The 13108-nt window shown below is 59.7% G+C and carries 9 protein-coding genes and 1 other RNA gene; 5 read left to right on the top strand and 5 right to left on the bottom strand.

The annotated features are described in order from the left end of the window. Positions 1-112 precede the first annotated feature (112 nt). From LAD35_RS13725 to gyrA, 5 genes are all read right to left on the bottom strand, one after another. On the bottom strand, positions 113-2218 hold the full coding sequence (locus LAD35_RS13725) for a bifunctional 3-phosphoshikimate 1-carboxyvinyltransferase/cytidylate kinase (protein WP_224149592.1): 2106 nt from the start codon (positions 2216-2218) through the stop codon (positions 113-115). Positions 2219-2449: 231 nt separating this feature from the next. After that, on the bottom strand, positions 2450-3343 hold the full coding sequence (locus LAD35_RS13720) for a prephenate dehydrogenase (RefSeq protein ID WP_224152700.1): 894 nt from the start codon (positions 3341-3343) through the stop codon (positions 2450-2452). Between the two features lie 21 nt (positions 3344-3364). Continuing rightward, positions 3365-4465 carry a prephenate dehydratase gene (pheA, locus tag LAD35_RS13715; RefSeq protein WP_224149591.1) on the bottom strand — a complete coding sequence of 367 codons (1101 nt, stop codon included), beginning with the start codon at positions 4463-4465 and terminating at the stop codon, positions 3365-3367. Between the two features lie 94 nt (positions 4466-4559). Beyond that, positions 4560-5663 (bottom strand): 3-phosphoserine/phosphohydroxythreonine transaminase, encoded by a 1104-nt coding sequence (serC, locus tag LAD35_RS13710; RefSeq protein ID WP_224149590.1) that lies wholly within the window; start codon positions 5661-5663, stop codon positions 4560-4562. 102 nt (positions 5664-5765) lie between these two features. Beyond that, entirely contained in the window at positions 5766-8477 is a 2712-nt protein-coding gene (gyrA, locus tag LAD35_RS13705) for a DNA gyrase subunit A (RefSeq protein ID WP_224149589.1), read from the bottom strand. Between the two features lie 227 nt (positions 8478-8704). On the opposite strand from gyrA, the gene ompA reads away from it, so the two are divergent. The 5 genes from ompA (at position 8705) to LAD35_RS13680 (ending at position 12672) form a co-directional block, all read left to right on the top strand. Continuing rightward, the gene (ompA, locus tag LAD35_RS13700) at positions 8705-9361 is read left to right on the top strand and encodes an outer membrane protein OmpA (RefSeq protein ID WP_317986707.1); all 657 of its coding nucleotides are present in this window, start codon (positions 8705-8707) and stop codon (positions 9359-9361) included. Between the two features lie 84 nt (positions 9362-9445). Beyond that, positions 9446-10156: a bifunctional 2-polyprenyl-6-hydroxyphenol methylase/3-demethylubiquinol 3-O-methyltransferase UbiG gene (ubiG, locus tag LAD35_RS13695; RefSeq protein WP_224149588.1), complete on the top strand. Its 711-nt coding sequence runs from the start codon at positions 9446-9448 to the stop codon at positions 10154-10156. Next, entirely contained in the window at positions 10156-10836 is a 681-nt protein-coding gene (locus tag LAD35_RS13690) for an HAD-IA family hydrolase (RefSeq protein ID WP_377779493.1), read from the top strand. Before ubiG ends, LAD35_RS13690 begins: the two co-directional genes overlap by 1 nt. Positions 10837-10848: 12 nt before the next feature. Further along, positions 10849-11226: a transfer-messenger RNA gene (gene ssrA, locus LAD35_RS13685) on the top strand. Positions 11227-11430: 204 nt separating this feature from the next. After that, positions 11431-12672, top strand: a complete 1242-nt coding sequence (locus tag LAD35_RS13680; RefSeq protein WP_224149587.1) for a tyrosine-type recombinase/integrase — start codon at positions 11431-11433, stop codon at positions 12670-12672. Positions 12673-13108 lie beyond the last annotated feature (436 nt).

Genomic DNA, 13108 nt, shown 5'->3' with positions numbered 1-13108 from the left:
GTTCCGCAGGTTAAAAGTTAAACAACCCGGCTACCCATGGCGGTATGGAACGCACCAGTGGAAGGCGACCGGGGCCTTGCAAACCGCCTGCATCAGGGCAAAAAACACACTATCAGGCGCTGGCCTGGGAGTGGGCCGCCATTGCGGCAAACGGTTGGCGCTTTTCCCACCACGCCAGCACCTGGGCCACGGCTTCTTCAACCGTGATGTCGGAGTTGTCGAGCAGGAGAGCATCTTGTGCAGCTTGCAGCGGGGCGGTGGCGCGGTTCATGTCGCGCGCATCGCGCGCCTCAAGGTCAGCACGAAGGTCGGCTATTGTAGCCGGTATTCCTTTTTCTATCAACTGTTTATGACGGCGCTGCGCGCGCTGGGCGGCGCTCGCCGTCAGGTAGACCTTGAGTGGGGCGAGGGGGAAAATCACGGTTCCCATGTCGCGGCCGTCGGCCACAAGGCCGGGCAGCTGCCGAAAATCGTGCTGCATCTGTACCAGTGCCTGGCGCACGGCGGGCAGGGCGGAGACGAGTGACGCGTTCATGCCAGCCTCTTCGGAGCGGATGGCCAGACTGATGTCTTCGCCATCGAGCAGCACGCGCTGGTCAGATGTGAAGGTGATGTCCAGCTGGGCAATCAGCGCAGCGATCTGGCCGGCGTGGTCGGCATCGATGGGGATGCCCGCGCGCGTGGCAGCCAGGCCGGTGATGCGGTAGAGCGCGCCCGAGTCGAGCAGGTGGTAGCCCAGTGCGGCAGCCACGGCAGATGCCACAGTGCCCTTGCCCGAGGCGGTGGGGCCATCCACACAGATCACGGGCACGCTGCCGGGCACGGGGCGCACGGCAGAAAACAGTGCTTCGAAATAGCTCGGAAAGGTCTTGGCCACGCACTTGGGGTCTTCAATGCGTACTGACACGCCCGCCGGGTTGAAGGCTGCGAGCGAGAAGCACATGGCAACGCGGTGGTCGTCATAGGTGTGGATGCTGGCGGGCTTCCAGGCTTCGCGATTCGCGGGCGGTGTGATACTGATGTAGTCGGCGCCTTCCTCGACGGTGGCGCCGAGCTTGCGCAGCTCGGTGGCCATGGCGGCCAGGCGGTCGGTTTCCTTCACGCGCCAGCTGGCAATATTGCGCAAGGTGGTGGTGCCGTTGGCATACAGCGCCATGGCCGCCAGGGTCATGGCAGCATCGGGAATGTGGTTGCAGTCCATGTCGATGGCCTGCAATGGCCAGGTGCCCCGGCGAATTTCCAGCCAGTTGGGGCCGCTGGTAATGGCTGCACCCATGGCACGCGCGGCATCGACAAAGCGGATGTCACCCTGGATCGATTGGGCACCCACGCCCAGCACCTTGACGCTGCGGTCGATATGGATGGTGGAGTTGTTGGGGCCGGGCTTGCTGCTCTTGCCTGCGGCGATGGCGCCCAGCGCGATGAAGTAGCTGGCCGACGAGGCATCGGCCTCCACATGGATCTCGCGTGGCGACTGATAATGGCTACCTGCGGGAATGGTAAAGCGCTGCCAGCTATCATTTTTGACAGCAATGCCGAAACGCTGGAGCAACTCAAGCGTGATGTGGATGTAGGGCTTGGAGATCAGCTCTCCCACCACTTCGATGGTCACATCCTGCTGGCGCGCCACCAGCGGAAGCGCCATCAGCAGGGCTGTCAGGAACTGGCTGGATACATCGCCTCGCACAGGAATGGGCGCCTGCAGGTGCAACTGGGCTGTTGTCACCGGGTGAATGCGCAGTGGCGGGTAGCCTTCGTTGCCCAGGTAGTCGATTCTGCAGCCGAGCTGGCGCAGTGCGTCGACCAGGTCGCCAATCGGGCGCTCGTGCATGCGGGCGACGCCGCTCATCTCGAAATTGCCGCCCAGGAGTGCCAGCGCAGCCGTCAGTGGGCGCATGGCGGTGCCAGCGTTGCCGAGGAAGAGCTGCAGCGTGCGTGCTGCCGTCGCGGGTGCCAGATGACCACCCAGGCCGGTGACGTGGTAGCTGTTGAGGTGCGCCGGATCGGTGCTGCGCACCACGGCGCAACCCAGTTGCTCCAGGGCTTTGAGCATGACCTGGGTGTCATCGGAGTCGAGCAGGTCGTGGATGGTGGTGGTGCCCTGGCTCAGCGCAGCGAGCAGCAGCACGCGGTTGGAGATGCTTTTGGAGCCGGGCAACTGCACTTCACCATTGGCGCTTTGCAGTGCGGGGATGTCAAGAAAAGCGGTGGTGAACATGATTTGCTCTGCTTTTAGGAGTTATTGCGCACAGATGGCGGGCGCTGGGGGCCAATTTTATTCAAAATGATTTAGGCGACTGACCCAGTCAGCGGCTGCCTGAAAATATTCAAAATTCGCTCCACAACCCCTTGCTTGCCCCAGCGTTGCCAGCGAAGGCGGCGTTGCGACAAGCTGCCACTCCGCCCATTGTCGGCTGACCGCCTGCGGTGGTTGCAGGCGTCAAGGTGCTCAGGCCGTGGGCTTGGTTTTGGACAGCGATTCTGGCGTATACAGCTTGCCTGGCTTCCATTGCGCACGGGTGTCCGAGGCGCTGCGGATCAGGCTTTCGACGGCGGCTTGGTTGTCCGTCATCAGGGCCGCTTCATAGCGCCCGAGCATGTGCTGCAGGTAGTGGATCTGCTGAAGGATCTCGGTGCGGTTGGCGCTGAAGATATCGCGCCACATATTGGGCTCGCCAGCGGCAATGCGGGTGAAATCGCGGAAACCGGGGCCCGCCAGCGACAGGATGCGGTGGCCGTCTTCCTGCGCGAGGATCGCATTCATATAGGCCATGGCGATCAGGTGCGGCGCGTGGCTGCTGGCAGCCAGGGCGGCATCGTGCATTTCCGGCGACATGCTGGTGACGTGCGTGCCCAACCCCTTCCACAGGGCTTCGGCTTGGCGCAACTGGGCCACCTTGGTCAGCTCGGTTGGCGTGAGCACCACCTGGGCATCGTTGTAGAGGTTGACGTCTGCATGGTCGACGCCCGATACCTCTTTGCCCGTGATGGGGTGCGCAGGCACAAAGCAGCCAAAACGGTCCTTGAGCGCGCTGCGCGCGGCGTTCACCACATCCACCTTGGTCGATCCCACATCCATGACCAGGGTGCTGGGCTGGATCAGGTGCTTGATGGTGCGCAAGGTGGGCTCGGTCGATGCGACCGGAATCGCCAGCACCACCAGATCGGCGCCCGATACGGCGATCAAGGCCGAGCTGGCCTCTTCATCGATGGCGCCCATCTGGCGCGCGCGGCTGGTGGTGGAGGGCGACTTGCTGTAGCCCACAACGCGTTTGACGAGCCCCGCCCTCTTGACGGCCAGCGCGAACGAGCCGCCCATCAGCCCGCAGCCGATCAGCGCCATGTGTTCAAACTTTTTCACCAATCAAGCTCCCACAGGGTAGGCGCCCAGCATCTTGAAGAAGGCGCACAGCTCGCGCAGCTCTTCCAGGGCCTTGGCGACATTGGGCTGGGCGGGATGGCCGTCGAGATCAATGTAGAAATAGTATTCCCACTGGCCGGTGCGGGCAGGGCGTGATTCGAAGCGGGTCATGGACACGCCATGCTTGGACAGCGGCACCAGCAGGTCGTGTACTGCACCCGGGCGGTTGGGTACCGAGACGATCAGGCTTGTGCAATCCTTGCCCGAGGGTTGCGGCATGGTCAGCGTGTGCGGCAGGCAGATGATGGCAAAGCGCGTACGGTTGTATGCGTCGTCCTGGATGGCGTGGCTGACGATATGCAGGCCGAACTGCTGCGCTGCACGCTCACCGGCAATACCGGCCCAGTTGGGGTTGAGCGCGGCCAGGCGCGCGCCTTCGGCATTGCTCTCGACCGGGCGGCGCTCGGCGTTGGGCAGGTGCTTGGACAGCCAGCCCTGGCACTGCGCCAGCGCCTGGGGGTGGGCTGCGACCACTTCGATGCCTTCGAGCGAGTTGCTGGTGCGCATCAGGTTGTGGCGAATCAGCATGCTGACCTCGCCGACCACGTGGCAGGGCGTGTGCAGGAACATGTCCAGCGAACGCGTTACCACGCCTTCGTTGGAGTTTTCCACGCCCACGACGCCAAATTGCGAGCTGCCAGCAGCGGTGGAGTGGAAGACCTCTTCAAAGCTGTTGCAGTACTTGATGTCGGCGGCACCGCCAAAGTACTGGATGGCAGCTTCTTCGCAGAAGGTGCCTGCAGGCCCGAGCACGGCCACGCGCTGGGGAGATTCCAGTGCCAGGCAGGCCGACATGATCTCGCGCCAGATGGCTGAGACATGCGCATTCTTCAGCGGGCCGGGGTTGGCGTTTTCGATCTTCTGGATGACCTGGGCGACGCGGTCGGGGCGGAAGAAGGGCGTGCCTTCGCGCTTTTTGAGCTCCCCAACGCGTTCGGCCACCAGGGCGCGCTGGTTCAGCAAGGTCAGAAGCTGGGTGTCCAGATTGTCGATCTGTACACGCAGTGCGGCGAGTTCGGGGGACGCTTGGGGTTGGTTGCTCATGGGTACTGGTGCAGGTCAGGCCACGCAGGGCGCGTGCGCCAGCCTGCAAGAATAGCTCAGGAATGTCTCCGGGTAAAAGCCTGGGGCTTGTAACTCAAGCCTGTTTTTCGAAAGTTTGCATGTAATCAACCAAAGCCTGCACGCCGGCCAGCGGCATGGCGTTGTAGATGCTGGCACGCATGCCGCCTACCGATTTGTGGCCCTTGAGCTGTAGCAAGCCACGCTCCTTGGCGCCATCCAGGAATGCCTGGTTGCGTGATTCATCCTTGAGGAAGAAGGGCACATTCATGCGCGAGCGGCAGTCATGCGCCACGCGGTTTTCGTACAGCTGTGAGCCGTCGATCGCGCGGTACAGCAACTGTGCCTTGGCCTGGTTGCGGGCCTCCAGCGCAGCTACGCCGGTCAGCTCGCCTTCGCGTTGGCGCAAAATCCAGTCAAAGGTCAAGCCTGCAATGTAGATGCCCCAGGTGGGCGGGGTGTTGTACATCGACTGGTTGTCGGCCACCAGGCGGTAGTTGAAGGCGCTGGGGCATGCGGCCATGGCACGGTCCAGCAGGTCTTCACGCACCACCACCAGGGTGAGGCCCGCAGGCCCCAGGTTCTTTTGCGCGCCGCCAAAGGCGAGGCCAACGCGGCTCCACTCCACAGGGCGCGATGCGACGTGCGACGAGAAATCAATCACCAGCGGCGCCTTGCTGCCCAGTGCAGCCAGATCAGGCAGATCCTGGAATTCGACGCCGTTGATGGTTTCGTTGCTGCAGATGTGCACATACTGCGCGTCGTCGCGCAGCTTCCAGCCTGCCGCAGCGGGGATGTGGGTGAAACCCTGCGCCTCGTCGCTCGCAGCCGTCTGCGCATCGCAGAACTTGCCCGCTTCCTTGACGGACTTCTGGCTCCAGCTGCCCGTCACCACAAAATCGACCGCGCCGCCTTGCGACAGGTTCAGCGGCACGATGGCGTTTTCCGCCAGGCCACCGCCTTGCATGAACAGGATGTGGAAGTTATCGGGAACGGCGAGCAGCTTGCGGAAATCGGCTTCGGCCTTCTCGGCGATGGAGATGAACTCCTTGCCACGGTGGCTCATTTCCATCACGCTCATGCCCGAACCATGCCAGTTCAGCATTTCGGCGGCTGCCGTCTGCAGCACTTCTTCAGGGATGGCGGCCGGTCCGGCCGAGAAGTTATAGGGGCGTTGCATCAAAAAGGCCTCTTGCGCCCAACCATGGGGCGGTAGTAGCTATATAAAAAGGAGCAAATTAATCGAAGAAAAAGCCATGTCGCAACATGGCTTGTTCAGGGCTTACTCGGTTGCGGGCGTGTCGTCTGCGTTTCCTTCGCTTCCCTCGCTGTCGGCGCCTTCCGCGTTTTCATCGGCCTGCGCATCGTTTTCGACGATGCGCTGCAGGCCGCTGAGCTTGGCGCCTTCGTCCAGGCTGATCAGCGTGACGCCTTGGGTGGCGCGGCCCATCTCGCGAATCTCGGCCACGCGGGTGCGCACCAGTACACCGGTGTCTGTGATCAGCATGATCTGGTCATCCGGGCTCACCAGGGTGGCAGCCACGACCTTGCCGTTGCGCTCGGACTGTTGAATCGCAATCATGCCCTTGGTACCACGGCCGTGGCGCGTGTACTCGCTGATGTGGGTGCGCTTGCCATAGCCGTTTTCCGTAGCAGTCAGTACGCTTTGGGCGCTGGAGGACGCGGCAGCTTCCACGTCGCCGGACAGCATGGCATCGGCCGATTCGGCATCGGCCACCAGCATGGCGATCACGCTCTGGTGGTCTTCGATGTTCATGCCGCGCACGCCGCGGGCGTTGCGGCCCATGGGGCGCACATCGTTTTCGTCGAAACGCACGGCCTTGCCGCCATCGCTGAACAGCATCACATCGTGCTTGCCGTCGGTGAGCGCCGCGCCGATCAGATAGTCGCCGTCGTCCAGGCCCACTGCGATGATGCCGGCCTTGCGAGGGTTGCTGAATTCATCCAGCGAGGTCTTCTTGACCGTACCCATCTTGGTGGCCATGAACACATAGTGGTCGGCGGGGAAGCTGCGGTATTCGCCGGTGAGGGGCAGCACCACGTTGATCTTCTCGTCGTCCTGCAGCGGGAACATGTTGACGATAGGGCGGCCGCGCGATCCGCGCGAGCCTGCAGGAACTTCCCAGACCTTGAGCCAGTACAGGCGCCCACGGTTGGAGAAGCACAGCAGGTAATCGTGCGTATTGGCGATGAAAAGCTGATCGATCCAGTCGTCTTCCTTGGTGGCGGTGGCCTGCTTGCCGCGGCCGCCACGCTTTTGCGAACGGTACTCGGACAAGGGCTGGCTCTTGATATAGCCCGTATGCGAGAGCGTAACAACCATGTCGGTAGGTGTGATCAGGTCTTCGGTGGACAGATCCTGCGCGCTGTATTCCACCAGGCTGCGGCGGGCGCCCAGCTTGGTTTGGCCAAATTCGGTCTTCAGTGCTACCAGTTCTTCACCGATGATGGTGGAGACGCGCTCGGGCTTGGCCAGAATATCCAGCAGGTCTTCGATGACCGCCATGATCTCCTTGTATTCGGCCACGATCTTGTCCTGCTCCAGGCCGGTGAGGCGCTGCAGGCGCATCTGCAGGATTTCCTGGGCCTGGGTTTCCGACAGGCGGTACAGGCCATCCTGCTGCATGCCGAATTCGACTTCCAGGCCATCGGGGCGGTAGTCATCGGCGTTGACGACGCCTCCATCGGCGCGCGTGCGGGTGAGCATCTCGCGCACCAACTGGCTGTCCCAGCTGCGGTTCATCAGCTCGGCCTTGGCCACAGGGGGTGTAGGCGCGTTGCGGATGATGGCGATGAAGTCGTCGATATTGGCCAGTGCCACGGCAAGACCTTCGAGCACATGGCCGCGATCGCGTGCCTTGCGCAGCTCGAATACGGTGCGACGGGTGACCACCTCACGGCGGTGCTCCAGAAACACCTTGATCAGGTCCTTCAGATTGCACAGCTTGGGCTGACCATTGATCAGCGCCACCATGTTCATGCCGAAGGTGTCTTGCAGCTGGGTCTGCTTGTACAGATTGTTCAGCACCACCTCGGGCACTTCGCCGCGCTTGAGCTCGATCACCAGGCGCATGCCAGACTTGTCCGACTCGTCCTGGATGTGGCTGATGCCCTCGATCTTCTTCTCGTGCACCAGCTCGGCCATGCGCTCCTGCAAGGTCTTCTTGTTGACCTGGTAGGGCAGTTCATCAACGATGATGGATTGGCGCTGGCCCTTGTCGATGTCTTCAAAATGCACCTTGGCGCGCATCACCACCTTGCCACGGCCGGTGCGGTAGCCTTCCTTGACACCGTTGATGCCATAAATGATGCCTGCGGTCGGGAAATCTGGCGCAGGCACGATCTCCATCAAATCATCCAAAGTGGCATCGGAATGGTGCAGCAGGTGCAGGCAGGCATCCACCACTTCATTCAGGTTATGCGGTGGAATATTCGTGGCCATGCCGACCGCGATACCGCCGGAGCCATTGACCAGCAGATTGGGCAGGCGGCTGGGCAGCACCAGTGGTTCGCTCTCACTGCCGTCGTAATTGGGGCCGAAGTCCACGGTCTCCTTGTCGATATCGGCCAGCATCTCGTGGGCGATCTTGGAGAGGCGGATTTCGGTGTATCGCATGGCGGCGGCACCGTCGCCATCGACCGAGCCGAAGTTGCCCTGGCCATCCACCAGCATGTGGCGCATGGAGAAGTTTTGGGCCATCCGCACGATGGTGTCATACACCGACTGGTCGCCGTGCGGGTGGTATTTACCGATCACATCACCGACGATACGCGCCGATTTCTTATAGGGACGGTTCCAGTCGTTATTGAGTTCGTGCATCGCATACAGAACCCGGCGATGCACTGGCTTCAGGCCATCGCGTGCATCGGGGAGTGCGCGGCCAACGATCACGCTCATCGCGTAATCGAGATAACTGCGGCGCATTTCCTCTTCGAGACTGATGGGCAGAGTTTCTTTTGCAAACTGGGTCATAGATCTGACATGAGTGACGAAGTACAACAGGCATTTTAGGCGCAAGCTGATGTTGCATGCTGGCAACATTCTAGGCCCAATGCGCTTTTGTCTTACCCTTGGTGCTACAGATAACTATGGCGATCCGGTACGCCTATGGCACAATAAGTAAGAACGTTTTTGGTGATGGTCACTGACGACGTCTTGATTCGCAGCGCGGCTGCGGCTTTTTCCCCAAGAGGAGAACCATGAAGAAACTGAACAAAGTGGCGATGTTGTTTGCCTCTGCAGCGCTTGCAACCGCCGCTGGAGCACAAATTAAGGCTGCTGACGGCGGCAAAGTTGTTGATAACTGGCAAAACGGCACCAGCGAGCTGGTGTGGAAGAACGGTACCAACGAACTGTGCTGGCGTGATGCCAACTGGACGCCTGCTACCGCAGCTGAAGGTTGCGATGGCGCTCTGGTGAAGGCAGCTGAAGCTCCTGCGGCTCCAGCTCCTGCTGCAGCCCCTGGCGCAGCTCCTGCTCCAGCTGCTGTTCCAGCTGCAACCGTCCAAAAGGTTACCTACGCTGCTGACGCATTCTTCGACTTCGACAAGTCGGTGCTGAAGCCAGAAGGCAAGGCTAAGCTGGACGATCTGGCCGGCAAGGTGAAGAACATCAACCTGGAAGTCATCATTGCTGTGGGTCACACCGACTCCATCGGTACCGATGCTTACAACCAGAAGCTGTCTGTGCGCCGTGCTGAAGCTGTGAAGGCTTACCTGGTGTCCAAGGGCATCGACAAGAGCCGCGTGTACACCGAAGGCAAGGGCGAAAAGCAACCTGTGGCAGACAACAAGACTGCTGCTGGCCGCGCCAAGAACCGTCGCGTGGAAATCGAAGTGGTGGGCACCCAGAAGTAATTCTCTTGCCCATTCGCAAAAAAGCCCCAGCAATGGGGCTTTTTTTATGCCTTCACCGACTTGCAGATGGTGGACAATGAGGCCATGAACCAGACAGTGAACGCCGATCCGGCCGAATTGGCCAAGTTTTCCGAGCTCGCCATGCGCTGGTGGGATCCGGACAGTGAATTCAAACCTCTGCACCAGATCAACCCCTTGCGCCTGGATTGGATCAACACCTACAGTCCCCTTCAAGGTCAGACAGTTCTTGACGTAGGGTGTGGCGGTGGCATTCTGAGTGATTCCATGGCGCGCAAGGGTGCAACTGTCACGGGTATCGATCTGGCCGCCAAGGCCTTGCGTGTTGCGCAACTGCACGCTTTGGAGGCCCAGACACCCAATGTGGCTTACAAGGAAATCGCTGTCGAAGCCCTGGCGATGCTGCAACCCGAGAGCTTTGATACGGTGACCTGCATGGAAATGCTGGAACATGTACCCGACCCGGCTTCGGTGGCCAAAGCTTGCCACGACTTGGTCAAGCCTGGGGGGTGGGTGTTTTTTTCCACCATTAATCGCAATGCCAAAGCCTTTGCGCTGGCAATCGTAGGGGCCGAATACCTGCTGCAGATGCTGCCCAAAGGAACCCACGAGTATGCCAAGTTCATCCGCCCGGCAGAATTGGCTGGCTACTGCCGCGATGCAGGTTTGGTGCTGGAGCACAGCAAGGGCTTGCAGTTCAACCCACTTACGCAGCGCTACTGGCTTGATGACGATACCAGTGTCAATTACATGATTGCAACCCGAAAGCCAGTCTGATGTCGCTCGGCCGCCTGAAAAATTCCATCCAAGCCATCTTGTTTGATCTTGACGGTACCTTGATCGACAGTGCCCCTGACCTGGGGGCTGCGGCGGACCAGATGCGCGTGGTGCGTGGCTTGCCCTCGCTGCCTATGGCGGATTACCGTCCTTTTGCAGGCTCAGGCGCAAGAGGAATGCTGCGTGTTGCCTTTGGTCTGCACCCGGAAGATGAGCAATTCCCCGTCATGCGTGAAGAGTTCTTTCAGAACTACGAACGCCGTATGACGCAGGACACCACGGTTTTCGATGGTGTTTCAGAAATGTTGGCAAATATCGTGACACGCCAATTGCAGTGGGGCGTGGTTACCAACAAGTCCAAGCGTTTTACGGAGCCCTTGTCCCAGCAGATGAGCCTGTTTGCGACGGCGGGGGCAGTCGTCAGTGGCGACACCACGCCGCACGCCAAGCCACATCCTGAACCCTTGTTTGAAGCGGCTCGCCGTATTGGTGTTGCGCCTGAGTCGTGTGTATACGTGGGCGACGATGAGCGCGACATCCTGGCAGGCAAGGCGGCAGGCATGTATACCGTGGCTGCTGTCTATGGCTACCTGGGCGAAAAGCAATCTGTTGCCCATTGGCAGGCAGATGATGTCATCGAATCTCCCCACGAGCTCTTGAAACGGCTGAATCTGTCCTAAAATAGACGCCATGGGGCTGTCCTGGTTTCGACGTGGGTTCGGGATCGGTGTGGTGCATGTCGAGCTTGAGTGACGCTCGTAAATCTCCATTCAAAAAACTAACTGCAAACGACGAACGTTTCGCACTCGCCGCTTAAATCCGGTGAGCCTTGCAACAGCACGCTGATGGGCTGGGCAAGGGGGTAGCAATACCTCCAGGCTGCAAGGGAATTTTCATCAGCTGGTCGTCTGCCGGGTGCCTTGGCAGATGACAAGAAAATAGGGTACTGGCTTACTATGTAGCGTGCGTCTGCGCGATATAGCAGGTGAGATTCAAACCAGAACGCTAAACATGTAGATCTGCTCGACGAAGGCTTACGGACGCGGGTTCAATTCCCGCCAGCTCCACCATTACACTGTCCAAAGGCGTTCACTGAAGTCCAGTGAACGCCTTTTTTCTTTGTGAAATCAATGGTTTGCAATCCAATCTAGTCCAATGGTGTCCCATGGCAGCCAAGTGCTGACCGGGGAACGTATCGGGGAACAAAACCCTGTAAAGTGTGCGTAACGGGGTTTGTTCCCCGGTTTACCTGTTCCCCACTTGGAGCCTTGGACATGTTGACTGACAAACAATGCAAGAACGCCACCTGCCCACCAGATAAGAAGCGAGCGCGCTTCACCGACTCGCTTGGCCTGTACCTGGAGGTAAGTCCATCGGGTTCCAAGCGCTGGTTTTGGAAAACGTACTTTGATGGCAAGGAAGGGCGAATGGCGCTGGGGAGCTATCCTGCTCAGAGCCTGGCTGATGCGCGTAAAGCTCGCGATATCGCCAAATTGAAAAAGGCAGATGGTGTTGATCCCATTCAAGAACGCAAGCTTGAAAAACTGAAGGGCTCCCGAAGTGATGGAGATACCTTTCAGGCCATTGCCCTCGAATGGCATGGCAGGCAGGTTGATCAATGGAGTGACGCCCATGCAGGGCGTACGAAGCGCCAATTGGAGCGTGACCTGTTTCCCTGGATTGGTGAGCGGCAAATGGCCAATATTGAGCCAATGGAGTTGCTCGCAACACTGCAAAAAATTGAAGAGCGTGGTGCCTTGGAAACGGCGGATCGTGCCCTGATGCTGTGTCGTCAGATTTGGCGCTACTGGTTGCCTACAGCAGGGAACACCCAGCGTGATATCACGGTCGGATTGAAGAACCGACTGACTCCGTACCGGGGAACAAACTTCCCCGCAATTGTTGAGCCAAAGCGGTTTGGTGAATTGCTGCGCGCAATGCATGTCTACAAAGGCAGTCACACCGTGCGAACGGCGCTTTTGCTGGCACCTTTGTTATACCAGCGTCCTGGAAACCTTCGCACGATGGAATGGGCAGAAGTGGACCTTGATGCCGCGCTTTGGACAATTCCCAGCATGAAGATGAAGCGCACGAAGGTAGAAAAGGAGCAGGGAGAGCCACATGTGGTTCCGCTACCGACGCAGGCTGTAGAGCTGTTGCGAAACCTGCAAGCTTTTACGGGGCGTGGCATTTATGCTTTCCCAGGGCAGCGTGACCATGAAAGGCCGATGTCCGATAACTCTGTTCGCAGTGCTCTGTATTCGCTAGGGTTTGGAACGGAGCAGTCATGGCATGGTTTTCGTGCCAGCGCTCGGACGATGCTGGTTGACCAGTTAGATCTTGATCCTTTGGCCATCGAAGCCAATCTGGCTCACGCGGTCAAAGACTCCAACGGGCGCAGCTATAACCGGACTCAGTATCTAAAAAAGCGGTATGATCAAGTCCAGATGTGGGCAGATTACCTTGACCGGCTGCGTTTAGGCGCCGAGGTTGTTCCTCTGGTGCGACAGGCGTGAAGATGGGGCGGATGGCGTGCTGCTGGCGATGGATTGGTATGCAGTGGGTGCAGACGTCTGTCGTCGTGCACTGAATGATCGGTGTGGGTCAGATATCGGACATTCGGCGCTTCAGGCACGGGCTAAGCCGGTATGAATGCGGCCAGGTTCCGCTACCGACCCGTTGCAGCCAGTCAAGGCGCACCAAAGCTGCATGACAACGGCGCCTTGCCCTCAGGCACCCGTAAGCAGCCACTTGTGGCCACTGGTACTCGGCCATGAGCGTCGGCGCTCGACTCGATGACACCATCGTCGCCGCGCCAGCCTCGGCGGCTTACAAGCTGGTAGTCCGTCCACTCGCTGCCCCCGCTACGCCTGACGGCAACTCGCACCTTAGCGGGTATGCACGAATCTACATGGGTGCCCCGCAGCTAAACTTTATCTACATGGATCGTTC

The organism is Comamonas odontotermitis, assembly GCF_020080045.1.
GTDB lineage: Bacteria > Pseudomonadota > Gammaproteobacteria > Burkholderiales > Burkholderiaceae_C > Comamonas > Comamonas odontotermitis.
Note: the sequence above shows the minus strand (reverse complement) of the source record. Positions and strands in the feature narration are given on the sequence as shown.

What these genes read in the sequence shown, in the direction of transcription:
- LAD35_RS13725 (WP_224149592.1), bottom strand. Translation starts at nt 2,218, where the DNA reads ATGTTCACCACCGCTTTTCTTGACATCCCCGCACTGCAAAGCGCCAAT.
- LAD35_RS13720 (WP_224152700.1), bottom strand. Translation starts at nt 3,343, where the DNA reads ATGGCGCTGATCGGCTGCGGGCTGATGGGCGGCTCGTTCGCGCTGGCC.
- pheA (WP_224149591.1), bottom strand. Translation starts at nt 4,465, where the DNA reads ATGAGCAACCAACCCCAAGCGTCCCCCGAACTCGCCGCACTGCGTGTA.
- serC (WP_224149590.1), bottom strand. Translation starts at nt 5,663, where the DNA reads ATGCAACGCCCCTATAACTTCTCGGCCGGACCGGCCGCCATCCCTGAA.
- gyrA (WP_224149589.1), bottom strand. Translation starts at nt 8,477, where the DNA reads ATGACCCAGTTTGCAAAAGAAACTCTGCCCATCAGTCTCGAAGAGGAA.
- ompA (WP_317986707.1), top strand. Translation starts at nt 8,705, where the DNA reads ATGAAGAAACTGAACAAAGTGGCGATGTTGTTTGCCTCTGCAGCGCTT.
- ubiG (WP_224149588.1), top strand. Translation starts at nt 9,446, where the DNA reads ATGAACCAGACAGTGAACGCCGATCCGGCCGAATTGGCCAAGTTTTCC.
- LAD35_RS13690 (WP_377779493.1), top strand. Translation starts at nt 10,156, where the DNA reads ATGTCGCTCGGCCGCCTGAAAAATTCCATCCAAGCCATCTTGTTTGAT.
- LAD35_RS13680 (WP_224149587.1), top strand. Translation starts at nt 11,431, where the DNA reads ATGTTGACTGACAAACAATGCAAGAACGCCACCTGCCCACCAGATAAG.